Annotated in this window: 26 protein-coding genes; 19 read left to right on the plus strand and 7 right to left on the minus strand. The window is 34.3% G+C overall.

Annotated elements, in window-relative coordinates:
- Window positions 1-35: 35 nt before the first annotated feature.
- The 4 genes from ASE21_RS17980 (at window position 36) to ASE21_RS17995 (ending at window position 3857) form a co-directional block, all read left to right on the plus strand.
- On the plus strand, window positions 36-476 hold the full coding sequence (locus tag ASE21_RS17980) for a GlcG/HbpS family heme-binding protein (protein ID WP_128414722.1): 441 nt from the start codon (window positions 36-38) through the stop codon (window positions 474-476).
- Between the two features lie 227 nt (window positions 477-703).
- Window positions 704-1699: an L-glyceraldehyde 3-phosphate reductase gene (gene mgrA / locus ASE21_RS17985; RefSeq protein WP_057124104.1), complete on the plus strand. Its 996-nt coding sequence runs from the start codon at window positions 704-706 to the stop codon at window positions 1697-1699.
- A 27-nt stretch (window positions 1700-1726) separates the two neighbouring features.
- On the plus strand, window positions 1727-3190 hold the full coding sequence (locus ASE21_RS17990; RefSeq protein WP_057124105.1) for a glycoside hydrolase family 30 protein: 1464 nt from the start codon (window positions 1727-1729) through the stop codon (window positions 3188-3190).
- A 16-nt stretch (window positions 3191-3206) separates the two neighbouring features.
- Window positions 3207-3857, plus strand: a complete 651-nt coding sequence (locus tag ASE21_RS17995; RefSeq protein WP_057124106.1) for a delta endotoxin C-terminal domain-containing protein — start codon at window positions 3207-3209, stop codon at window positions 3855-3857.
- Between the two features lie 61 nt (window positions 3858-3918).
- Here the strand turns inward: ASE21_RS17995 and ASE21_RS18000 are convergent, their stop codons facing one another.
- Window positions 3919-4941 (minus strand): hypothetical protein, encoded by a 1023-nt coding sequence (locus ASE21_RS18000; RefSeq protein ID WP_057124107.1) that lies wholly within the window; start codon window positions 4939-4941, stop codon window positions 3919-3921.
- 199 nt (window positions 4942-5140) lie between these two features.
- Between ASE21_RS18000 and ASE21_RS18005 the strand changes: the two genes are divergently transcribed.
- From ASE21_RS18005 to ASE21_RS18040, 8 genes are all read left to right on the plus strand, one after another.
- Complete coding sequence (locus tag ASE21_RS18005; protein WP_057124108.1) at window positions 5141-5656, plus strand: RNA polymerase sigma factor; 516 nt, start codon at window positions 5141-5143, stop codon at window positions 5654-5656.
- A 51-nt stretch (window positions 5657-5707) separates the two neighbouring features.
- Window positions 5708-6607 carry a FecR family protein gene (locus tag ASE21_RS18010; protein ID WP_057124109.1) on the plus strand — a complete coding sequence of 300 codons (900 nt, stop codon included), beginning with the start codon at window positions 5708-5710 and terminating at the stop codon, window positions 6605-6607.
- A gap of 84 nt (window positions 6608-6691) precedes the next feature.
- Window positions 6692-9139, plus strand: a complete 2448-nt coding sequence (locus tag ASE21_RS18015; protein ID WP_242410301.1) for a carboxypeptidase-like regulatory domain-containing protein — start codon at window positions 6692-6694, stop codon at window positions 9137-9139.
- Window positions 9140-9612: 473 nt separating this feature from the next.
- On the plus strand, window positions 9613-10521 hold the full coding sequence (locus ASE21_RS18020) for a hypothetical protein (RefSeq protein ID WP_057124111.1): 909 nt from the start codon (window positions 9613-9615) through the stop codon (window positions 10519-10521).
- A 137-nt stretch (window positions 10522-10658) separates the two neighbouring features.
- Window positions 10659-11054, plus strand: a complete 396-nt coding sequence (locus ASE21_RS18025) for an OB-fold protein (protein WP_057124112.1) — start codon at window positions 10659-10661, stop codon at window positions 11052-11054.
- 2 nt (window positions 11055-11056) lie between these two features.
- Window positions 11057-11899, plus strand: a complete 843-nt coding sequence (locus tag ASE21_RS18030) for a DUF5777 family beta-barrel protein (RefSeq protein ID WP_057124366.1) — start codon at window positions 11057-11059, stop codon at window positions 11897-11899.
- Window positions 11900-11910: 11 nt separating this feature from the next.
- Window positions 11911-12261, plus strand: coding sequence for a cytochrome c (locus ASE21_RS18035; protein ID WP_057124113.1), 351 nt, complete (start codon window positions 11911-11913; stop codon window positions 12259-12261).
- An 11-nt stretch (window positions 12262-12272) separates the two neighbouring features.
- Entirely contained in the window at window positions 12273-12818 is a 546-nt protein-coding gene (locus ASE21_RS18040) for a YceI family protein (protein ID WP_057124114.1), read from the plus strand.
- A gap of 65 nt (window positions 12819-12883) precedes the next feature.
- Here ASE21_RS18040 and ASE21_RS18045 read toward each other — a convergent pair whose 3' ends face one another.
- Entirely contained in the window at window positions 12884-13864 is a 981-nt protein-coding gene (locus ASE21_RS18045; protein ID WP_057124115.1) for an aldo/keto reductase, read from the minus strand.
- Between the two features lie 178 nt (window positions 13865-14042).
- On the opposite strand from ASE21_RS18045, the gene ASE21_RS18050 reads away from it, so the two are divergent.
- The 3 genes from ASE21_RS18050 (at window position 14043) to ASE21_RS18060 (ending at window position 18212) form a co-directional block, all read left to right on the plus strand.
- Window positions 14043-14936, plus strand: coding sequence for a helix-turn-helix domain-containing protein (locus ASE21_RS18050; protein ID WP_057124116.1), 894 nt, complete (start codon window positions 14043-14045; stop codon window positions 14934-14936).
- A 4-nt stretch (window positions 14937-14940) separates the two neighbouring features.
- The gene (locus tag ASE21_RS18055) at window positions 14941-16515 is read left to right on the plus strand and encodes a Na+/H+ antiporter (RefSeq protein WP_057124117.1); all 1575 of its coding nucleotides are present in this window, start codon (window positions 14941-14943) and stop codon (window positions 16513-16515) included.
- Window positions 16516-16745: 230 nt separating this feature from the next.
- On the plus strand, window positions 16746-18212 hold the full coding sequence (locus tag ASE21_RS18060; RefSeq protein WP_057124118.1) for a glycoside hydrolase family 130 protein: 1467 nt from the start codon (window positions 16746-16748) through the stop codon (window positions 18210-18212).
- Between the two features lie 64 nt (window positions 18213-18276).
- On the opposite strand, the gene ASE21_RS18065 is transcribed toward ASE21_RS18060, so the two are convergent.
- A complete protein-coding gene (locus ASE21_RS18065) occupies window positions 18277-18945 on the minus strand; it encodes an SDR family NAD(P)-dependent oxidoreductase (RefSeq protein WP_057124119.1) in 669 nt (222 codons plus the stop codon).
- A gap of 17 nt (window positions 18946-18962) precedes the next feature.
- Window positions 18963-19412, minus strand: a complete 450-nt coding sequence (locus ASE21_RS18070; RefSeq protein WP_057124120.1) for an ester cyclase — start codon at window positions 19410-19412, stop codon at window positions 18963-18965.
- Between the two features lie 161 nt (window positions 19413-19573).
- On the opposite strand from ASE21_RS18070, the gene ASE21_RS18075 reads away from it, so the two are divergent.
- Window positions 19574-19942, plus strand: coding sequence for a winged helix-turn-helix transcriptional regulator (locus ASE21_RS18075; protein ID WP_057124121.1), 369 nt, complete (start codon window positions 19574-19576; stop codon window positions 19940-19942).
- A gap of 14 nt (window positions 19943-19956) precedes the next feature.
- Here ASE21_RS18075 and ASE21_RS18080 read toward each other — a convergent pair whose 3' ends face one another.
- Both ASE21_RS18080 and ASE21_RS18085 read right to left on the minus strand, forming a co-directional pair.
- Window positions 19957-20733 (minus strand): TIGR03915 family putative DNA repair protein, encoded by a 777-nt coding sequence (locus ASE21_RS18080; protein ID WP_057124122.1) that lies wholly within the window; start codon window positions 20731-20733, stop codon window positions 19957-19959.
- Between the two features lie 6 nt (window positions 20734-20739).
- Complete coding sequence (locus tag ASE21_RS18085) at window positions 20740-21999, minus strand: putative DNA modification/repair radical SAM protein (protein WP_057124123.1); 1260 nt, start codon at window positions 21997-21999, stop codon at window positions 20740-20742.
- 343 nt (window positions 22000-22342) lie between these two features.
- Here ASE21_RS18085 and ASE21_RS18090 point away from each other — a divergent pair, with 343 nt between their 5' ends.
- Both ASE21_RS18090 and ASE21_RS18095 read left to right on the plus strand, forming a co-directional pair.
- Window positions 22343-22585 (plus strand): hypothetical protein, encoded by a 243-nt coding sequence (locus ASE21_RS18090; protein ID WP_057124124.1) that lies wholly within the window; start codon window positions 22343-22345, stop codon window positions 22583-22585.
- Window positions 22586-22781: 196 nt separating this feature from the next.
- A complete protein-coding gene (locus tag ASE21_RS18095; RefSeq protein WP_128414723.1) occupies window positions 22782-23543 on the plus strand; it encodes a hypothetical protein in 762 nt (253 codons plus the stop codon).
- A gap of 107 nt (window positions 23544-23650) precedes the next feature.
- Here ASE21_RS18095 and ASE21_RS18100 read toward each other — a convergent pair whose 3' ends face one another.
- Complete coding sequence (locus ASE21_RS18100) at window positions 23651-24253, minus strand: nucleosidase (RefSeq protein WP_057124126.1); 603 nt, start codon at window positions 24251-24253, stop codon at window positions 23651-23653.
- Between the two features lie 170 nt (window positions 24254-24423).
- On the opposite strand from ASE21_RS18100, the gene ASE21_RS18105 reads away from it, so the two are divergent.
- Entirely contained in the window at window positions 24424-24987 is a 564-nt protein-coding gene (locus ASE21_RS18105) for a DUF6642 family protein (protein WP_057124127.1), read from the plus strand.
- The last annotated feature ends 2 nt before the right edge of the window (window positions 24988-24989 follow it).

Genomic DNA, 24989 nt, shown 5'->3' on the forward strand with positions numbered 1-24989 from the left:
TCTTTGAAATCCCTAACATTTTACAAATCAAAATAATGAATGATCAAATTCTACACTTAAGAATTGCTTTGGCTCTATTGGCTATTGAAGATCTGATTCCCAGTTACATGGAGGTTCAGGAAGACAAAGTAATTTCAAACGGAAATGTAGCCGTATGTATTATTGACGAAGAAGGAACCGTTTATGGCCGTATGTACGGAAATGACAAAGCCCGAAAAAGACAATCGTATAAAATTGCCTGGACAAAAGCAAGTCAGGTCTGGCTTACCGGAGTAAAAACGGGAGATTATGAAAAATTGGTTTTTAATAATATTGTAGCAGAAAATGCTAACGGAATTGACGCTCCCGATCTTATAGGCTGGCAGGGCGGACAACCGCTCACTTTATCAGACGGAACAAAACTTTCTGTTGGTTTTAGCGGTTTTAGAGGAACTACCGATTTAGAAATTGTAATAAAAGCATTTAAAAAAATATAATCCAATTTCGTTTGGATGCTGCAAACGAATATTTTTTAAACATATAGAAACATAGGTTCATATTATTTTAATTAATAAGATTAAAATAAATGACAAATCATTTGCACATAGTCTACAGTTATCTATGTTTGTTAATGCAAGTGAAACGCCTTTATCAACAATAAAAATCTATGTTTCTATGTATTTCAATAAATTACATTCAAAAACAAAACATTTAAAATTAAAACATGAGCTATTTACCAGATTCAGACCGATATAAAAAAATGGAATACCGCCGCAGCGGTAAAAGCGGATTAATGCTGCCTGCCCTTTCTCTTGGTTTGTGGCACAACTTTGGCGCAATCGACAACATCGAAAACGCCCGAAATATTTTACACACCGCTTTTGACAACGGAATTTGTCATTTTGATCTGGCCAATAATTATGGTCCGCCGGCGGGATCTGCAGAACAAACTTTTGGACAATTATTCAAAGAAGATTTTAAACCCTTTCGTGATGAACTTGTGATTTCCAGCAAAGCCGGATGGCCTATGTGGGACGGGCCTTACGGAGACTGGGGATCAAAAAAACATTTAATTGCGAGTTTAGATCAAAGCCTTTCCCGTCTCGGATTAGATTATGTTGATATTTTTTATCATCACAGACCAGATCCAAATACTCCGCTGGAAGAAACTATAGCAGCACTTGATTTAATTGTACGTCAGGGAAAAGCGCTTTATGTGGGGATTTCAAGTTACGATCCGGAAGAAACTCAAAATGCAATTAAAATTTTAAACGATTTAGGAACGCCTTGTTTAATTCATCAGCCTAAATATTCTATGCTGGAACGTACAATTGAAAATGGTTTACTTGATGTTCTGGAACATAATGGAGTTGGCGGAATAGCTTTTTCTCCTTTGGCACAAGGACTTTTGACCAATAAATATTTAAACGGAATTCCGGAAAATTCCAGGGCAAATGCACATCGCGGTAACGGAGCAATCGAACAAGATGCTATTACGCCGGAGAATATTGCAAAAGTTCGACAGTTGAATGAAATGGCATTAGAACGCGGTCAGAGTCTGGCGCAAATGGCATTGTCATGGGTTTTAAAAGACAAACGCATCAGTTCAGTTATCATTGGCGCAAGCAAACCGGAACAGGTTCTGGATTCTGTCGGTTGTCTTCAGAATACGGTTTTTTCTGCGGATGAACTTCAGAAAATTGATACTATTCTGGCATAAAATGATATTAACTATTTAACCATAATTATGAAAACATACAAAATCAATGCATGCCTGACCATCATGCTGTCCGGATTTCTGGCGACAAGTTTAACAGCTCAGAAAAAGCAGACTAAAGCTGCTGATTATAAAAGCGTAACTGTTTTTTTAACGGCAAAAAACACGGACAATAAACTGACGAAAACTGAGACATTATCGTTTTTTGACAAACCTCAGCCTATAGAAAAAGAAATTTCTGTTTTTGTTGATCCTTCAAAAACCTATCAAACTTTACTGGGAATTGGCGGCGCACTTACAGATGCTTCCGCAGAAGTTTTTTACGCACTTCCAAAAGACAAACAGGAAGAAATCCTGACGGCTTATTACGATAAAGATAAAGGAATTGGTTATACTCTGGCACGTACAAATATGCAAAGCTGTGATTTCTCAAGCGATATTTACAGTTACATTGCCGAAGGCGACAAAGATTTAAAAACATTCGATATCAGTCACGACAGAAAATACAGAATTCCGTTAATAAAAGAAGCGATTGCCAAAGCCGGAGGAAAATTAACTTTATACGCTTCGCCGTGGAGTCCGCCGGCATGGATGAAAACTAATAATAATGTTTTGCAGGGCGGTGCTTTAAAACCGGAATATAACCAAAGCTGGGCTGACTTTTTTGTGAAATTTATTAATGAATACGAAAAAGAAGGAATTCCGATTTGGGGTTATACCGTTCAGAACGAACCAATGGCAGTTCAAAAATGGGAATCGTGCATTTTTACTGCTCAGGAAGAACGTGATTTTATTAAAAACTTTCTTGGCCCAACTATACAGAAAGCCGGATTATCTAAAAAGAAACTCATTATGTGGGATCACAATCGTGATCTAATGTATCAGCGTGTCAGCACGGTTTTAGAAGATAAAGATGCCGCAAAATATGTTTGGGGAGTTGGCTATCACTGGTACGAAGACTGGCATAAAAACGGAATGAACTTTGAAGCTGAACGCCGCGTTGCAGAAGCTTTTCCGGACAAACCGCTTATTCTGACAGAAGGATGCGCTGCCGATTTTGACCAAAAATTATTAACCGACTGGAGTTATGGTGAAAAATACGGAATGTCGATGATTAATGATTTCAACATTGGAACTGTGGCCTGGACAGACTGGAATATTTTACTGGATGAAAAAGGCGGGCCAAACCACGTTCAAAATTTCTGCATGTCTCCTATTCACGCTGATCTCAAAACCGGAAAATTAATTTATACCAACGGATATTACTATTTAGGGCATTTTTCTAAATTCATTAAACCTGGCGCAAAACGTGTAGCTTGTAATTCGAGCAGCAACAAACTTTTGTCTACTGCTTTTATAAATCAGGATAAAAATCTGGAAGTTGTCGTAATGAACCAATCTGATAATGACGTAGAATATTTTTTATGGATTAAAGGAAAAGCTTCCAAAATAACAAGTCCTGCGCATTCAATCGCAACTTTAGAAGTACGTTAATTTTAAAATCAATACTATGAAAAAAGTAGTATTTCTGAATGTTTTCATTCTGATAAACTGTATTTCGGCGTTTGCACAAACATCGGCTGAAAAGCCAAAACCTTTTAAGATTCAAAAGATTCCCGGAAAAATAGAATGCGAATTTTATGATTTAGGAGGCGAAGGAACAGCCTATCACGATACTGATGAGGTGAATAACGGAAGCGGAAAACTGAATCCGGTAAATGGAAATCCGTTAAACGAATTCAGAATAAAGGAAGGGGTTGATATTTCTTATACCAAAACAGACAGCATCGATGATACACCTTATACCAAAGTTCCCATAAAGATGAAACAGCTGTATGTAGGCTGGACACAGCCAACAGAATGGATTAATTATACCGTTGAGGTCAAAAAATCCGGAACTTATAAAATTGGTCTTTTGTATACCGCAAATGGAAACGGAGTAATTTCTATTGCCGTAAACGGAAAAGACGCAACCGGAAACATGAAAATTGTTTCTACACACGATGATAATGATTCTGTTGCCTGGAGACAATGGCATCACTGGAACAGTTCTGCAAATATTGGCAGTATTAAATTAGAAAAAGGAACACAGCTTCTTACTCTCCATATCGTCGAAAACGGCAATATGAATTTAGATTACCTGACCTTTACGCCCAATTAATATATGATTAGTTAACTTGAGATTTGGCCGCATAATACAAACTAAATTGTGCGGTCATTTTTTATTGCTTTTCAAAGTACAGATAATCAGTAGTAGTGTTTATATCACGCAATCGGATCTGTGAATTATTAAATTCAAACAATTTCCAGCCTTTATTCAGTTTGCTTAATAATGCTGAACTAAAAGTTAATTTTAATTCTCTTACGTTATTTTGTATTGTACTTTCCCATTGACCTGTTTCTGAAGTTCCTCCTTTTGTAGCCACAACTGAGTTATCACTTTTAAATACAAACGAATAACCACTGTAAGATGAGGTTTTTTCTGAATCATCAAAATAATACGGAATATCCCATGAACCTTTTGTAATTACTTCATTCAGGTTAAGGGTTACAATGTTATTTTCCGGACAATAATCAATCGCATATTTTATAGCATTTTCGAACTCTAAATTGCTGTTAATCGATTTTGTCTGACCATGGTAATCTACTATTGAAATTGGATATTTTAAAGAAATATACTGACTGGCATTCAAACCTTTTATAAAATTAAAAAATGCCTGATCGCTTATAATTGACTGAGAACTTCCAATCTGGCTGGCACTGTTATAAATGTTAATTGTGATAGGATAATTGATATTCAGTCCGTTAATTTTTGATAACAGATCCGGATACATATTCCAGTAATCAATCAAATCATTAAAATCAGATTCCTGCGGAATAAATTTCTCGATATAATTGTAATAAACCATCGTTACCGGAAAATCTATTTTTACAATATCATCGTCATAGTTATTAGCATTGATATTATCCACTACTTTTTGATAATCGGCTGCGTTATTAATCGCAATCTGATCATTGTTAACCGTAACCGTATAGGGGAATTTTATCATGCAGTAAGTAGAACCATCAATTACGTTATCCTGTACAGTCTGTACCATCGCAACCCTTTGCAGATACGATGTAAGAGGCGAAGCATTTGTAATGGTTCCCTGCGGATTATTGTCCTGTTGGTCTATATCGTCCTGACACGAAAACAGGAACAGGAAAACTGCTGCAATTGATAAATATTTTTGTAAACGAAGCATATTTATATTTTTACAAAGGTAATAAATTTAAGAAACTGTTTTTTAATAAATTCGGTACTGCAATTTTAGCTTTATTTTTTTAATTGCTTAATTATCAAAAGAAAATACCATTTTATTCTTCTATAAAACAATCTCGGCTGCTTTTACCCTACTTAAACTAAAAACAAATACTTTTGCATCATACCAATTGAAAATTTAAATGCCAACTCAAAACCAATCAAATACTTGCGACGAGATAATCTTTTCGTCTTTCTTTAAAAGTCATGTAAAAGCGCTTCGAAATTTTCTTTTTTACAAATTTGGCAATGCCGATCAGGCCCAAGATGCCGCGCAGGAAGCCTTTGTAAAACTTTGGCAGAATTGTGCTTCCGTACCGTTAGAGAAAGCAAAATCATATCTGTACACGATTGCAAACAACAGCAGTCTTAATCATGCTGCGCACCAGAAAGTGGTTTTGAAATATGAAAAAAACTTTACCGGTTTGGACAAAACCAATGAAAACCCGGAATATATCCTGGAAGAAAAACAGTTTCAGGCTAAACTTTTAAAAGCCATTGAAAACTTAAACGAAAAACAGCGCACCGCTTTCCTGATGCACAGAATCGATGGGAAAAAATACAGCGAAATTGCTGCTGATTTAAACATAAGCGTAAAGGCCGTAGAAAAACGTATTCATCTCGCTTTATTAAGCTTACGCAAAGAAATTGATATCTAAAAAGTAGGGTAAATTAAACTCTGATTGTTTTAATTATAATAGTACAATAAAATGAAAAAAGATCGCTTATTGGCAAAATGGCTTAATGATGATTTATCTCCGGATGAATTAGCAGAATTTGAGGCAGGTCCGGATTTTGAAAAATATCAAAAAATCAAAAATTACGCGGCTCGTCTGGAAGTTGGTGATTTGGATGAAAATGCTATGCTGTCGAATATTCTAAGTCAGAAAAAAGCGGCTCCAAAAATAGTTCCGCATTACAAAAAATGGGCGTTCAGAGCTGCTGCAATTTTTGTTCTGGCTTTGGGAATTACGTTTGTGATGAAGTTTTTTGTGCCTGAAATTCAGAAAGCAGATTTTGGAGAAAAAACTACTTTTTCATTACCGGATAATTCTGAAGTAGTATTGAATTCAGGTTCTGAAATAAACTATAAAAAATGGAACTGGGATAATAACAGACATCTCAAATTGCAGGGAGAAGCTTATTTCAGGGTAGCAAAAGGCCGAAAATTTGAAGTAGAAACAAATCTTGGAAAAGTAAGCGTTTTAGGAACTCAGTTTAATGTTAAAGCCAGAAAAAACAGGTTTGATGTTGTATGTTATGAAGGCCGCGTAAAAGTAAATTATGCCGGGACTCAAATTTTACTGACGCACGGACAAAGCGTAAGTTTTGAAAACGGAAAACAAATCAAAATGACTGTAAAATCAGTTAAACCAGAATGGCTGGACAATCAAATATGTTTTTATAAAGAAAACATCAGAAACATTCTGGACGAGGTTGAAAGACAGTACAATATTAAAATCGAATTAAAAACAAAAGATACAATTTCATTGTTTACAGGAAAATTACCATCTAAAGATTTAAATACAGCCTTGCAGATTATTAGTACAACGTATCATTTAGAGGCTAAACAAGTCTCAAAAAATAAAATAATTTTTGACGAAAAATAAATGTTGCTCCCCAAACAATTTCATTTTTTGTTTTTTTTGTTTTTCCTTGTCCTGAACGTTTTTGCTCAAGACAAAGGGAAAGCTATGCCTTTTAAAAAAATAATAACTGATATTGAAAAACAGCATGAAGTTAGTTTTAATTATACCGAAGACAATGTTGCCGGACTGAAATTAATTCCGCCCAAAAAATCATTTTCACTGGAAGAAAAACTGCAATATCTGGCTGAAAAAACCCATTTATCTTTTGAAAACATCGGCAATAAATTCATTAATATTTATAAAAAAGAAAATGAATCCCAAATAATCTGCGGCTATGTATTTTCCTCCGCAGACAAAAAACCTGTTGAAAATGCTAATATTAATTTATCTGACAAAACCCAGGTTACAACAAATTCAAACGGTTATTTTGAATTTAGTGAAAACAATGCAGTCGTATTTTTTGTCAGTCATGTTGGATTTGTAACCAGGAAAATCGCAGCTGTTAATCCTGAATCCAAAGATTGTCTTCAAATCATATTAGAACCTGAAATTACGATACTAAAGGAAATTAAGGCAAATGCTATTCTGGCTTCGGGAATTTCAAAAAACAAAGACGGATCATTTGAAATCAAACCTAAAAAATTTGGTATCCTGCCCGGACTAATAGAGCCCGATGCTTTGCAGACCATGCAGCAGATTCCGGGTGTAAACAGTATTGACGAAAGTGTTTCGAGCATTAATGTACGCGGAGGCACACATGACCAGAATTTGTTTTTGTGGAATGGAATACGGATGTTTCAAACGGGACATTTTTTTGGTTTAATATCGGCTTTCAATCCTAATTTGGCGCATACGATTTCTATTTACAAAAACGGAAGTTCTGCCTTTTACGGAGAAAGTGTATCGAGCGTGGTCGCGATTTCTTCGACTCCGGAAACAGCTGAAAAAAATTCGTACAGCGCCGGAATCAATATGATTAATGCTGATATTTATGCGAAGTATAATCTTTCGAAAAAAAGCTATATCGAAATTTCTGCCCGTAAATCCATAACCGATTTTGTAGAAACTCCTACTTATAAGGAATATTTTAATAAGGTATTTCAAAACACTACCATCACTGATTTTTCAGACAAACAAAATGTTGATTATAAAAGTGATAAAAAATTTGGTTTCTATGATGCAACACTAAAATATGCTCAAAAAATAGGCAACAGAGACCAAATTGTACTGGATTTGATTACTATTAAAGATAATTTGGAGGTTTTTCAGAGTGCTACTGTATATGATATCAATAAGTCTGAAAATAATATTTTGCGCCAGCAGAACTATGGCGGAAATTTAGCCTGGAAAAGAAACTGGAACAGCTTTAACACCACTAAAGTCAATATTTACAACTCTGCTTACAAACTTTTGGGCAACCAAAGTACCAGTGCAGGCCAGATTGTTATTCAGGAAAATTCAGTTAACAACAACGGAGTCAATTTAGAAAATAACCATATTATTACTTCTAAATTTACTTTTAACAACGGATATCAATTCAACGAAATAGGAATTACGAATCTGGAAGATGTAACGAATCCTGATTTCTTTCGTAAGGTAAAAGAAGTACTGAGAACCCATGCTTTAATTTTGGAAGGAAAATACAACGATACTATTTCCAGAATATATTTTAAGGCCGGAACACGCATTAATTATATCGAAAGATTCAAAAAATTTATTGCAGAACCGCGAATTCAGTTTAGTTACGGCTTCAGCAAAAGCTTAAATTTAGAATTGCTGGGCGAACTTAAAAGCCAGAATTCCCAGCAGATTATTGATTTACAGAAAGATTATTTCGGTATTGAAAAAAGACGCTGGATTATCTCTAATAATGCTGCAATTCCCATTCAGAAAAGCAGGCAGCTGTCATTAAATTTATCTTATGTAAAGAATGACTGGCTTTTTGATATCGAAAATTTTTATAAAAAAGTAGCCGGCATTACAACTTCCAGTCAGGGTTTTCAAAACCAGTTAGAATTTGTAAAAACAACCGGAGATTATGAGGTTTGGGGAGCAGAAATGCTGGTTCAGAAAAAAATGAATCACTTTCTTACCTGGTTAAGTTATACGTACAATCATAATAATTATCATTTTACTAATTACGAATATCCTGTTTTCCCTAACAACTTCGAAGTAATGCACACGGCATCGTGGGCTGGAATTTATGAGAAAAACAATTTTAAAATTGCTCTGGGTACAAAATGGACTTCCGGCAGACCCAAAACTTCTCCAAACACTGCTTTAATTAATCCCTCAAATCCCACACTGGTTTACAACAGACCTAATAATACGAATCTGCATATTTTTTCGCAGGTTAACTTCTCCTCTACTTATAAATGGGAAACAGATAATGGAATTCAATACAAATTAGGAATATCCATTTTAAATATTCTCAACAGAAAGAATGAAATCAACGAATATTACAGAATAACTACTTTGACAAATTCGATTGAGGAAGTCGAAACTTTTTCGCTGCAACGAACTCCAAATCTGAGCTTTAGAGTTTCATTTTAACATCTGCTTTGTATAAATTTTAACGCGGATAAAACAGACTTGCTACGCAAAAACGCGGATAAAAACGGATTTAGATATAAAACTAAAAGATCCGTCTTTATCCACGTCTTCGTGATAACGAATCCGTTTTATCCGCGTTAAAATATACTGATTTTTAATTGGTTATAATTTAAATTACCCGAGGTTCCAATAAACCTTATACTTCTTTTTAATTTTTTTTTCAGAAAATAACAATTCTTTGGTAGGGTAATCTGCATCAAAGGTGTTTTACTATTGAACTATACCAAAAAGAATAAAAGATGAATCCCTTACAAAACTTCATACTGTACCACGAGGGCTATTTTTTTTATGACAGTTCGTAGCTGAAACGAAATGCTTATAAAAATCCTTTGACAGACAATAATCAAAACAAACACTTTACTGATTGCTGTAAAGTTCATTTTCCCTTTCAATATAACTTAAATTAAAAAACGATGAAATTAAAACAACTTAAATTCGCTGCAGCACTTGTAATCACAACATTTTTTGTAAGCTGCAGCAGTGACGGCGGAGATAGTGGAGACAATGGAAATAATCCTCCAGCTCCGGAAGTTAAAAAAGCCGTTAGTCTTGCTACAAGTGCTACATTAGGTTCTTACCTTGTAGACAAGGACGGAAGATCATTATATTTTTTCTCAACAGATGCAAATGGCCAATCGTCTTGTACAGGAGGATGTGAAGTAGTATGGCCTGTATTTTATGTAGACAATTTAACCGCAGACAAATTAGGTACAGGATTAACATTATCAGATTTTGGAACTATTACTACTCCGTCTGCTAAAAAACAATTAACCTACAAAGGATGGCCTTTATATTATTACTCGCCAAGTTCCGGAGATGATGGATATGGAAATGTAACCAATACGCCAGAAGCTGCTGGAAAAACATCAGGAGATGGAATTGGAGGTATTTGGTTTATCGCAAAACCGGATTATTCTGTTATGATCGTGAGAAGCCAGCTTGTTGGACATGACGGTAAAAACTACAAATCAGATTATACCGTTGGAGATGGTGCTACAACTTATTTTACAGATGGTAAAGGCTTGACACTTTACGCTTTTAAAAACGATAATTTCAAGAAAAACAATTTTACAAAAGAAGATTTTTCAAACAACTCAGTTTGGCCAATATATGAAACAGACAAAATCGTAGTGCCTTCTGTACTTGATAAATCTAAATTTTCTGTTATAACGGTTTTTGGTAAATCACAATTGGTTTACAACGGATGGCCGCTATACTATTTTGGTCAGGATGCCAGTGTAAGAGGTGCTAATAAAGGAATTAGTTTCCCTGCTCCAGGTGTCTGGCCAGTTCCTGTAAAAGATATTCCGGCAGCAATTTAAAATTAAACATTTCTAAAATTGTAAATGTGTTTTGTAAACACAATCTATTTCAGATTAGTCCAATAGAAACTGGACTAATCTGAAATAATAAAAACGAAATTCTGGTACACTGCAGTAAAATTTAAATTAAAATTGACATGAGTAAAAGAAAAATCACAATTTTGGCAGTGCTGTTACTAGTAAGTTTTGGCCCCTACTACATCTACCAAAACATTCTTTATAAAGATGCCAGAGACATCGATAACGAAAAATCATTACTTACCATTTCTGCTAAAAATTTAGAAAATCAATATGCGCAAAACGCTTCTCAGGCAGATTCAAAATACTTAAATAAAACAATTGAGATTGAAGGAATAGTTTCAGAAGTCACTGATTCTTCAATGGTAATTGATGGAAAAGTATTTTGTAAAATGAATGAAAAGACAAAACTGAATTTCATGAATAAATCAATTAATATAAAAGGAAGATGTATTGGTTTTGATGATTTATTTGGAATAGTAAAATTTGACCAATGCAGTATACAACAACATTAAATATGAAAAAAATATTTTTATTAGCCAGTTTATTAATCTGTCTCTACGCAAATGCTCAGGAAGATTTACTTTCAACTCTGGATTCGACACAAGTAGTGGATAAAAATGCAACTGCTACTTTTAAAGGGCTTCAGATCATAACGCTGCAATCCACAAAATTAGCGGCAAAAAAAGAACTTTATATTGTGATATCACACCGGTTTGGTTCTGTAAAAGGCGGAATTTCGGAGTTTTTTGGTTTTGATGATGCAACAACAAAAATAGGCGGAATTTACGGTGTAACCGATTGGCTTTCGGTAAGTGCGTCCCGTCATACACTTTTAAAAATTTATGAAACATCTCTTAAATACAGACTGGCAAGACAAAACGACCAATTTCCGTTTGACATTGTTGGATATAATACAATAGATATCAACAGCGGATTAAAAAAAGATGATTATCCTAAAATAGAATTCTCTGACCGTCTGACATATGTGAATCAGCTTTTAATTTCAAGAAAATTCTCTGATAAATTATCGCTGGAATTAGCCCCTTCTTACATTCACAAAAATTTATACAATCCGGATAATGAAAACGATAATCAATTTACTTTAAGTGCCGGCGGAAGATTAAAACTGACCAAAAGACTTTCTTTAAATCTGGAATATGGAGAAAATTTCAATAAACCTGATTTTTATAATAATCCATTATCTGTTGGTTTGGACATAGAAACGGGCGGCCATATTTTTCAGTTAATTTTTACCAATTCGCAGTCTATGACCGAAAGCGGTTATTTAACAAATGCCACCGGAGATTGGGGAAAAGGCGACTTTTTCTTTGGATTTAATTTATATAGAGTTTTTTAAAAGTACATAATATGAAAAAATATATTTTCTTATCTGGCATTTTATTTTCCTTATTCAGCTGCGAATCTAACACTTATGAAAGTCTGGAAGAACAGGAAGTTGTTACAGGTCCCGTTACCTATAACGCAAATGCAAAAGCCATAATTGATGCCAACTGTATTGCCTGTCATGCTTCTGGCGGAACACTCAAACCTCTTGAAACGTATGCTGAAGTAAAGGATGCGGTATTAAATACAAATTTATTAGACAGGATTCAGCGTCAAAACGGAACGACAGGACAAATGCCAAAATCAGGAAGAATGTCTCAGGATAAAATAAACATCATTCTGCAATGGAGTGCAGATGGATTATTAGAAAATTAAATCGATACAAAATGAAAAAACAAATTGTAATTCTGCTCCTGTTTGCTGGAATATTTAGTGTTTCTGCTCAAAAATATGCGACAAAAACAGGGAATTTAAAGTTTGAAGCTTCGGTTGATTCTTTTGAGGAAGTAGCTGCAGAAAACAAAAATACATCTGCCATTCTCGATTCAGGAACAGGTGATTTCGCCGTTTTAACACTCCTGAAAGGATTTCGTTTTAAGGTTGCCTTAATGGAAGAACATTTTAATGAAAATTATGTAGAATCGGATAAATTTCCTAAAGCTTCATTTAAAGGAAAAATAGAAGATTTTGATGCTTCGAAACTTTCATCAACAGCGAAAACAGTTAAAATTTCCGGAGATTTAACTTTACATGGAAAAACAAAAAAAATTACCGCCAATGCTAAAATCATAAAATTAAATGACAAGATTACAGTAAGCGGAAATTTTGAGGTAATGGCAGCAGATTTTAATATTGAAATTCCAAAACTTGTCAGCAAAAAAGTCGCTGATAAAATAAAAGTAAGTTTCAGCCTTCCGCTTACCAAAATGTAATTTTTTTAGTTTATGGTTAGTTATTAGAGTGCTGCATATTTCAATGCAGCACTCTTATTTTTTTATTATTTACCTGTAGTTTGCTGCAATTTAGCAGGATAACGATCTCCTTGTATGGTAGTTTGTGCAAAAGCATCGTCTATTTTTTTAACATCTTCTGCTGATAAATTAATAGAGGCACCGCCAATATTTTCAGTTAACCGGTGAGATTTTGTTGTTCCCGGAATTGGAGCAATCCACGGTTTTTGTGCCAAAAGCCAGCCTAATGCAATTTGTGCCGGAGATGCTTGTTTTTGTGAAGCGATTGCTGATAATAAATCTACCAGTTTTTGATTTGCTTTTCTGTTTTCTTCACTAAAACGAGGCAGGTTGTTTCTAAAATCAGTCGCTTCAAAGCTTGTATTTGCGTTGATTGCGCCAGTTAAAAATCCTCTGCCTAAAGGGCTGAACGGGACAAAACCAATTCCTAATTCTTCCAGAACCGGTAAAACTTCCAACTCAGGTTCTCTCCACCAAATAGAATATTCACTTTGTAATGCTGATACCGGCTGCACTGCATGTGCTTTGCGAATTGACTCCGCGCCTGCTTCAGAAAGTCCAAAGTATTTTACTTTTCCTTCCTGTATAAGATCTTTAACGGTTCCGGCAACATCTTCAATTGGCACATTCTGATCTACTCTGTGCTGATAAAACAAATCGATAACATCTGTTTTCATACGTCGCAAAGATTCTTCGGCCACTGCCCTGATATTTTCCGGACGGCTGTCTTGTCCGTTAAATGCCTTTCCGTCTTTAAAACCAAACTTTGTAGCAATAACAACCTCTTTTCTAAACGGTGCCAAAGCCTCTCCTACCAATTCTTCATTGGCAATACCATACGCCTCTGCAGTATCAAAAAAAGTAATTCCCTGTTCGTATGCTTCTCTAATTAATTTAATTCCGTGTTGTTTGTCTACTGCTGTACCGTAAGCAAAACTTAACCCCATACAGCCCAAACCTAGTGCAGAAACTTCTAATCCTTGTGTTCCTAATATTCTCTTTTCCATAATTTAATTATATAAAAGTTTATTGTTATTTTTAATACTACAAATTTCTTTCAATAATCTTGTTCGGATATAATACAGATTACTGCTATTATTACCATTTTTACTGATTTGAATAATGACACTAAGTTATTAAGAATCTGAATAGTATATTTGTGTAAGATAATTTTATAAACAGATCATGGAACACATAAAACTCGAAAAAGTTACGCAGTACAATCAGTTAAAAGGTGTCGAAACGCAGCACCCTTTAATCAGTGTTTTTGATAATTCTAATAGTAAGCCGCTTCCAAACAATACTCGTTTACATTTTAGTTTTTATGCGATATTATTAAAAGCCGGAAATTGCGGCGAATTAAAATACGGACGCAATAATTACGATTATAATGATGGCACAATGGTTTTTGTAGCGCCCGGCCAGGTACTCGAAGTTAATAATACAGACAATTATAAATCGACGGGCTTAACATTGCTTTTTCATCCTGATCTCATAAAAGGAACTTCACTTTTTAGAAATATAAATCAATATTCCTTCTTTTCGTATGATTCGCACGAAGCGCTTCATTTATCTCTGAAAGAACAGCAGATTATAAAAGATTTATTTAATAAATTAGAATACGAATTAAGCCAGTCTATTGACAAACACAGTAAAAGCATTATAAGCAATACGATAGAACTGCTTTTAAATCATTGTGTGCGTTTTTATGACAGGCAGTTTATTACCCGCGATGTAATCAATACCGATATTCTGTCAAAATTTGAGCATTTATTAAATGATTATTTCCTGTCTGAAAATGCACAGGATGAGGGTTTACCTTCTGTTGGATATTTTGCAGCTCTTTTACATCTGTCTTCTAATTATTTTGGAGATTTAATTAAGAAAGAAACCGGAAAATCTGCTCAGGAACATATTCAGCTTAAATTAATAAATCTGGCGAAAGAACGAATTTTCGATACCGAAAAATCGGTTAGCCAGATTGCTTTTGAATTAGGATTTAAATATCCGCAGCATTTTAATCGAATGTTTAAAAAGAATACCGGCTATACGCCAATTGAATATAGAAACCTAAACTAGAAGAATGCTGGACAATTTCCCTTTTTATCTTGGTCTTTTGATTATTATTTTATTGCTGATCATGGTCGCCAATAAAATAAAAGTAGCTTATCCGATACTGCTCGTACTGGCAGGATTAATTATCAGTTTTATTCCGGGAGTTCCCGCGATAAACATCGAACCAGAACTTATATTTTTTATTTTTCTGCCTCCGTTATTATATGAAGCCGCGTGGACCGTTTCATGGAAAGAATTATGGCGATGGCGCCGTATCATTACCAGTTTTGCTTTTATCGTTGTTTTTGTTTCGGCACTTTCTGTTGCGGTTGTCGCCAATTATTTTATTCCGGGCTTTTCGTTAGCGTTGGGTTTTGTGCTGGGCGGAATAGTTTCTCCTCCTGATGCCGTAAGTGCGGGTGCAATTCTAAAATTTGTGAAAGTTCCTAAAACACTTTCTTCCATATTAGAAGGCGAAAGTCTATTAAATGACGCTTCTTCTCTAATTATTTTCAGGTTTGCCATGGTTGCAGTAGCAACTGAGCAATTTATATTTTATAAAGCTGCAATTAGTTTTAGCTGGATGGTTTTGGGCGGTGTCGCGATTGGTCTATTAATTGGATGGCTTTTTATGAAAGCACACAAATATCTCCCGACTGACTCTAATGCCGATATTGTTTTATCATTATTAACACCATATATTATTTACCTGGCTGCCGAAGAAGTTCACAGTTCCGGAGTACTGGCCGTCGTAAGCTGCGGATTGCTTTTATCGAATAACAGACATCGTTTTCTGAGCAGCAAATCACGATTGCAGGGCGTCAATGTATGGGAAAGTTTTTGCTTTATATTAAACGGATTGGTTTTTATGCTAATCGGATTAGACTTGCCTCAAATTACCAAAGGACTTGAAGGCACCAGTCTTTTAATGGCAATTGTGTATGGTGTCCTGATCACTTTAGTTTTAATTATAAGCAGAATATTATCTTCTTACGGTGCCGTTATAGTGACACTAATTGCCCGAAATTTTATCACGGTTGCAGATACCAGAAATCCCGGTTATAAAACACCTTTTATATTGGGCTGGACCGGAATGCGTGGTGTTGTATCTCTGGCAGCGGCATTGTCTATTCCTGTTTATTTGAACAATGGCAATGGATTTCCGCAGCGAAATCTCATTTTATTTATCACTTTTATCGTAATTCTTTTGACCTTATTAATTCAGGGATTAACGCTTCCGTATTTTATCAGAAAAATTAAACTTCCAAATATTTATGATCCTGTGCCTCGCGAAGAAGCCTATAATCAGGTGCGGCAAGAGCTTGCTGAGTTTGCTTTGCATTATTTAAAAACCAATTATGAAGGCCAGTTAGACAATAATACGACGTTACAGCATCTTATTCAAAAATGGGAACAGCACATTAAAGGAATCGACAATGAAGCTATAAGTCAGGATTTAAAACATATTTATCTTGATTTATTAAACCAGCAGCGACAATGGCTGATTAATAAAAACAAAGAAGATCAAACTTTAGACGAATCGATTATACGCAGACAGATGCATTATCTGGATATTGAAGAAGAAAAACTGCGGTATCTTTAGCAATGTACCGGCAATACAAATAAGTACTTTGAAAGAATTTAATAAAAAATTAAGCTTTTTTCTTTAACAAAATTATTAACTTGTTGTAGAAATAGAAAGACATTTGAGTATCTCCCTGATTAAAAAAAGGCATATTATTTTTTTTATCAGCCAATTAAGTTCAAACTGACATACTAATTTGTGACACATAAAATGAATTTCTTTTTTTATTGTAATTAAAACCCAAAACTATGCGTGTACCCGTTGTTCGAAAAAGTATAAAATTTACCCCGGATTCAAGAAGGGTTGTTGCCCGATATTTTATGAATGGTTATGAACGAACCCAGCAGATGGTTCTTCGGATTATGACTCTGGATGAAAAACAAGTTTTAGAAACCTTAGAACAAACACTTCGTGAATTTGCCAGAAGACATCGAAATATTTCTGCCGTGTTTTTTAGACACTGCGAAAAAATCAGACCTATAATCGAATCCATGCAGATTGATTATGAAGGCATGACATTAAATCGAAAAATGCTGATTGGTTCGTATTGTACAATGGAATATGCGATAGAATCTGCCGCTATTTTCAATCCGTCTATTGTAGAAGATTTTGATCAGTCGGGTTTGGAAATGGGCGAAAAACGTGTTATTATTTCTTTTCGCGCTACAGGTGAAGGTCACATTTCTTCAATTGTTTTTAGAAGAGGAATTCTTGACAGAGACAATAATCTCCAAATAATGAAAATCGGCCATCATATTGACAAGGCCGAAATCGAGCATAAAACTTTATTCAACAAAGAGCGTTTTTTAACCAAGCTGCTCGAAATGCATACGCAGGACAAATACATTGACCAGATTATGCAGGATCTTCCAAATGAATTTGAATTTGCCATTTTAAAAAACACTTTAAAAACCGCTTTAAGCGATCCGTCGATCATTCAGGAAAGAAGAGTTGCATTAGAAGAAATACTCTGGCTTGCCAATTCTTTTTATGACTTACAGTTTAAACATGATTCTGATATTACAGAACGTGTTATTTTCCCTATTTCTGATTCGGAAAGCCGTGGAATTGAAGACGCTCGTTTCGTTCGTTTTGTTGATGATGATAATTCGGTACGCGTTATGGCTACTTACACCGCATATAATGGCCACGCTATATTACCAAAATTAATTTCTACTGAGGATTTTTATTCTTTCAGAGTAATGCCATTACACGGAGAAGGTGCTCAAAATAAAAATCTTGCTTTGTTTCCAAGAAAAATTAAAGGAAAATACGCCATGCTTGCCCGAATTGATGGTGTAAACAATTACATTATGTATTCGAACAGAGTTACACAATGGAATAATCCTGTTTTATTACAGCAGCCGCGTTACACCTGGGAACTTACGCAAATAGGAAACTGCGGATCGCCTCTTTGGACAGAAGAAGGCTGGCTTGTCATTACGCACGGTGTTGGAACAATGCGACGCTACTGCATTGGAGCCTCATTATTTGATCTTGATGATCCTTCAAAAGAAATTGGAAGGCTAAGCGAACCTTTACTTTCTCCATTAGAAGACGAACGCGAAGGTTATGTTCCGAATGTTGTGTATTCCTGCGGAGCAATTATTCACAATAATAGTTTGATATTGCCTTATGCCGTTTCGGATTATTCGTCTACTTACGGTGTTGTCGATATGGTTGAATTGCTGGATGCTTTGAAGAAGAGTAAGTAATAAGAATAACAAAACCCTTAAACAAATAAATGTTTAAGGGTTTTTAGTTTTCAAATTAAAACAGTTAATCTAAACCGGGAATGGTAATATCCCAAAATTTCCCTGAATTTGTATTTGAAAGAATCGCATCGTAAATCCCGTCAGCAGAATCTTTTGTTGTAAATGGTGCTTGGTTTCCGCCTAATTTAGTCTGCACCCAGCCCGGGTGAATTGGCGTTACAATAATTTGTCTGTCAATTACTCTTGAAGCCAGCATTGCTGCATACATGTTAATTGCGTTTTTTGATAATCTGTACGCTGTTCCGTTTGGTGCTGCATTTTTTAACAATCCCATACTGCTGGAAATAAAAGCGATCTTTCCGCCTGTTTTAATATGTTTTAACAATAATTCTGTAAAGAATATCACACTAGTTACATTCGTATTTATTGTAGCTGTAAAAGATTCAAAATCTGGTTCGATTGAAAAAACGTCCGGCGCAATTCCGGCATTATTTACCAGCAGATCGATACTTTCTGTAATGGCTAAAATAGCATTAACGGCGTTATCCCTGCTTTCCTGACTGGTTGCTTCCAAGGGAACTATTTTTAAATTAGAATGCGAAAAATCATCTAAACTTCCCGACCTTGTTGTTCCAATTACATTATAATTTTCGTTCAGTAATTTTTGGGTAAGCGCCAAACCTATCCCGCTGCTTATTCCTGTTACTACAGCTGTTTTATATAATTTGTTCATTTGATTTTTATCTTACATTAATTATTTGCTTTAAATCCGCCGCTTTGCATTAGTAAACCAAACCAATCTTCTAAATGCCAGGTATGCGTTATTTTTCCATCTTTTAAATAATGAAATTCATGTATGGCAATTGAAACTTTTTTGTCCGTTGCCGGTATGCCGATTAATTCTTTATTGTGCGTAAATACAATCTCAGCTCGTACTGCCGCACGTTCATGCGTTCCGAATATTTCTAAAATATTAATTTCAATATCCGGAAAATCAGCCGTAAAACCTTTAATAATATCTTGTAAGCCTTTTGGACCTTGGGCCTGATCAGGCAAAAGCGGGATATCTTTCCAGTCCGGCGTGCAGATTTCATCTAATAATTCGGGTTGTTTTGTTCCCCAAAGTGCATAAAAGGTTTTAATTGATTGGATTTCGGATGTTGTTAATCCTTTTACCATTCCTTCTTTATTTGTATTCATAATTTCATGTTTTTGAGTCTCTTTTTCTGCAGAAAAAATGGCTTTTAGTATTTCTTAATTACTTTTGTTTCCAATAGTTCAACAAATAAACTATCAATAGTTTATATTTGCAACTAATGAGAATTGATTTAAGAAAAATTGCGGTAACCGAAAAGTAACTTATGGGAAGAAAAATAATTGAGAACAAAGATTTTTGTTCCATGCTGCACACAATGAATAATATTGGCAATAAATGGAAACCTATTATTTTATATTTACTGGCTAATAAAAGTGTACGTTTTGGAAAATTACTTTTCTTTATGGAAGGCGTTTCGAGAAAAGTATTAACAGATCAGCTTCGTGAACTTGAAGACGATGGTTTTATCATCAGGCAGAAATTTGGAGAAGTTCCGCCAAGAGTAGAATATTCTCTATCAGAAAAAGGAAAATCTTTTCTTCCCATTTTAAAACAAATGTGCGAATGGACTATTAAATGGAATCCTGAAATTTCATTTATGGATTGCAAAATAGTATTAGAAGCAGAAGATTAAATTTACTGCAATCGTTATCTCTTTAAATTCGGAATTTTCTCTGTTAAATTCTTCCAGTAACGTTTCGGCATGTGCTGCAAATGCAGTTTAGTGTTTTTTCTGGATTCGATATTGACACTTTTAAAAAACTGCCGCCAAAGATTCTGGAAAAACTCTTCATTATCATCGCTTATTTCAGCTAAAAATTTAGAAGAATTAGAATCGGAATTAAATTCCAGTTGCACTGTTGTTGTATTTTGGAGATCATAATAAATGCCGTATTTGCGTTTGGCGTCATAAATGAGCCAGCGCTGATCTGCATAACGGTTTTTAAAATGATTTTCTATTAAAGGCAGCACATCACAATCGGGTTCGACAATTGCGTAGTACAAATTGTCTTTGGTCAGTTTAAACCTGACAAAAGCTTTCATTCGGTGACTTTCTCTTCTCGTTAAATGAGTTGCCTTTCTAATTTCTAAAACTGCCCAATTAGTCAAATCTCCTTCAACATTTACAGTATTTGCAAAAATATGTTTTACATACTGAAATAAGGTTTCATCTATTTTATCAATTTCAGATAAAAATGACCTGTAAATATTCTCAAAACCCTCTTTTGAAAGTTTTTGTTTTAATCCTTTTAAAACACGTTTTGCCTTTAATAAGTCTGTCGTAACCAAATGAGTATCCGAAAAAAGCAATGCATTTGAAACTTCACTTTTAGCAAAAACAACATCGTCGAGTTTAAGCTCGTAAATTTCAAATACGGCCGAAAGCCAGCCTTCAAAAGTACTATCGTAGATTACTTGTGTCATTTAGATTTAAAATAAAGCAAGCTGATTCGAAAAATCATTTTTGTATTTACTATTCTGCATTTTTAAAATATGATCCTTTATTTGGATAGAAGTCAAATCCCGCTGTAATTGAAACGGCGAAGCAAAAGCCAGAAAATATTTTGATCTGCTGTAAGCAATTCCTAATTTCTGTAAATCTTCAGGTTTAAGTTTTTTAAACTTTCTGGCCGCGACAATCTTTTTGGCACTTGAAACCCCAATTCCGGGAATTCGGAGAATCAATTGTAAATCTGCGGTATTGACATCAACCGGAAACTGCTCCAGATTTCGCAAAGCCCAGCCCAGTTTGGGATCAATATCCAAATCAAGATTCGGCTGATTGAAACCTACAATTTCATTTACATTGAATCCGTAAAAACGAATCAGCCAGTCGGCCTGATACAAACGATTTTCCCGAATCATCGGCACAGGCGTTCCAATTGCCGGAAGCCGATTATCGTAGCTTATGGGCACATATCCGGAATAATAAACACGTTTCATATTCATCTGCTCATAAAAATAATTTGCCATTCCAAGAATTTCGAGATCATTTTCTTTTGTTGCGCCAATAACCATCTGGGTACTTTGTCCTGCCGGAGCAAAAAGCGGAGCTTTGTAATTTAGCTTCTTTTCTTCTTTGTAACCAACGATTTCATTTTTCAGATATTCCATTGGTTTAATTACGTCAATATGATTTTTGTCCGGAGCCAGTAATTTAAGACTTTGTTCTGTTGGCATTTCGACATTTACACTTAAACGGTCGGCATAAAGTCCGGCTTCTTTAAGTAATTCAGCGCTTGCACCCGGAATCGCTTTTAAATGAATATAACCGTTGAAGTTTTCTTCTAACCGAAGTTTCTTTGCAATTCTAACCAGACGTTCCATTGTATAATCGGGATTATCAAAAATACCCGAACTCAAAAACAAACCTTCAATATAATTTCTTCGGTAAAAACCAATCGTGAGATCTACCACTTCCTGAACCGTAAAAGCGGCGCGTTTTATATCGTTGCTTTTTCTGCTGACACAATAAGCACAGTCGAAAATACAATGGTTGGTCAATAAAATTTTAAGCAATGAAACACATCGTCCATCTTCCGTATAAGCGTGACAAATTCCGTTTCCCGAAGCATCACCCAGACCTTTTCCTTTATTTTTTCGTGTGCTGTTACTAGACGAACACGAAACATCATATTTTGCTGCATCGGCTAAAATTGCCAGTTTCTCCATTACTCTTTCCTGTACCATTTTGATCTTTTTTATTTGATTTTGGAATGAAATTTTATCCTTTCAAAATTAAGAATTTGACCGCTAGGAGTACTGAAAATTAATGTTCTAAATTGTATCAAATTTTCATCAAAAACCCAACAATAACAAAGCTTTTCCTAATAATTAAATACTTAAAAATAAAACACTTATAATTCAAAAACAGGTATAAATACGTGGTGCAGAATTTTTGAATCTTTCTACATTGCGCTAACAGTTTAGAAGAATTTTTTAGCCCCCTTATAATTATTTTTCAACTCTCTTTTTTAACAGAATTGAGATACTGTATTAGCAAATAATATTAAAATAACTAAAAGCTAAGACAATGAGTTTTTTAAAAGGACAAGATGTATCCTACACTGCAATTAGTGGGAGATCTTACAGGGCTATCGTATTAGAAAGAAAAATAGATTTTAAAAAAGGACTTATCAAAAAATCTGCAATAAAGGAAATGACTTATCATTACTTAATTGAAGTCCAAAAAACTGGTTTTACACAAAGAATACTCTGCACAGCGGAACAAATTAAGCTTTTGGAGAAAAAGGAATGTGCGCAGAATGCGGCTTAGTAAATAATTTAATTTATTGAGATAATATTACTTAAAACAAATAATCAATCTTTAACTAAGTTAAAAACATTCTTTTAATATAATTACGGAAAATCCTTTTTCTATAAAACAACTTCGTTATAGTTTTGAAGAAATTTAGTTTCAAAATTAATAATTAATTATGCGATATATTGATTGTTAACAAAAATAAGTATTCATGAAAAAGGTGATATTAATATTGTTTTTATTGTTTATGAACAATATTCATGCGCAAGATTGCCCAAACAGAATTGGAGATTTTATTATAAATGAATCAACCACTGATGTCTTTGAAAAAATTTGCAATTATTGCTCTGGCCACTACTACATTCCAATTTCAAATGGCATAGATTATTTATCTCATGAAGTTGCAAATGAAGATAGTGATTATGATTATTCATTAACCACAACTATTTATGAACTTAAGCCAGACCTTGATAATATTACAAGCTGGTATAATTTTGATTATGCTAATTTGAGTGATTCGACAAGAGTTTTCTTTATACCAAATTATGAAACGGATGGAATATCTATAAAAAATTTATTGCTAAAGTTTAATAATGATAAATTGTTTTATATGAAAGCCAGTTTATCTCAAAGCCACTTAGATATTATTATTGAAAAATATAAAGGAAAAGGAATTATATCGGAAACTAAAAAAACAAAAAACAAATGCAAATTATTAAAATTTCAGAAATACATGAATGAGCATTCTGAAATTAATTTTTTATCGAGTTTTGATAAAATTAGAGCTAAAATTACCTTGGATTTCAAAGTTAATTCTAATTGTAGAGCTGTAAGAGATGATACTATAGAAATTTATAATTTCGATGAACTTGTGGTTAATTTAAAAAGTCTTAATTATAATGCAAAAATATTAATAGAAGAGGATAAAATAAGTAAGCAAAAAGCTAAGGAAGAAAAATTAAGCAGGTTCTAAGCACTTATTTATATATAAGAATGTTTAAGAAGTTTAAATTGAACACTTTTCGATATTTTTTTATTATTCATGTTTTTTAAGTCTTTAGAAAACTGCTTTTGATAAAATTACACCAAAACATCTTCTTTATTCAATCCTAAAATCTTACCATAAGCAACAGCAGCTTTATGTACCTGAATAAACCAGTCTTCCGCTGCATTATCATCTGCGCCGTCTGAAATATATTTAAGACATAAAAACGGAATATTCTCTTTCATGGCAATCATGGCTAAAACATAACCTTCCATATCGACAACATTATAGGCATCAGAACAATGTCCCATTTCAAAATTATCTCCTGTTCCGCAGATTCCTTCTTTTAGTCCATCCATTTTTAAACCGTATTCCAAAAGCGGAGGCAGCCCGGATAAAGGAGTTTCATATTGTGCATAACCTAATGCCTGAACATCCATATCTCTTTGTACAAATTTAGTACAGCAGATTACTTCTCCTTTTTGAAAAAAACTGCTTCCTGCAGATCCTAAATTAACTATTAAGGAAGGCTTTTTAAGCTGAATTACTTTAGACAATTCATATGCAGCATTCACTTTTCCAATTCCCGTAATCAATTTATTATGACTTTTAAAAACTTCTGCTGCTTCAGATTCAAGAGCAAATGTGAATAAGATATCGTCAATAGCAAAAGATTGGTTTTTGTTGATTTGTATCATTGTTAATTTTAGTTTTCTGTCAGCAAAAATACGTTTAAAAACTTTTTTAATTTAACGTATTTCTTCTAATTCTAAAAACCACGTTAAAATCCCAATCAAATAGTGGTTTTTCCATATAAAAAAATATATTTGTCAAAAGCAGTTTCCCCAGAAACCGAAAAGACATTTGTATGGATAATGAAAAATTTATTTTCTGCCTCGAAGGCGTTCAGGACGTAGATACCGTTATAACTACTGATGTGGTTAAAAATCTGGAAGAAATTGCTTTTGACCAGGGTATTGCGAGCATCTATAAAACCTGCGATACGATTGAAGGCTTAGAAGAAAGCCTAAACACGCTGCTTTATGACGATCATAATTTTAAGGATTATGAAATTATTTATCTCGTTATGCCGGGGCAGGAAAACAATATCTGTCTTCACGATTATTATTACAGCCTCGAAGAAATAGCCGAACTTTTTGAGGGAAAAATGAAAGGTAAAATCATTCATTTTGCCAATAAAAAAAGACTCGACCTCAACGAAGAAGAAGCACAGTATTTCCTTGATATTACAGGAGCGCGCGCCATTTCCGGTTATGGCTCTACCTATAATAAAATTGCCAGCTCGAGTACAATCGACAAAGCGTTTTTCAGTTTGTATCAGGAAAACGATGATCTTACCGAAGTTGTAGAAGATTTATACCAAAAACATTATGCACTTTGCAAATTACTTGATTTTAGATTGTATTATTAAGT

This window comes from Flavobacterium sp. Root901, assembly GCF_001429765.1.
Taxonomy (GTDB): Bacteria; Bacteroidota; Bacteroidia; order Flavobacteriales; family Flavobacteriaceae; genus Flavobacterium.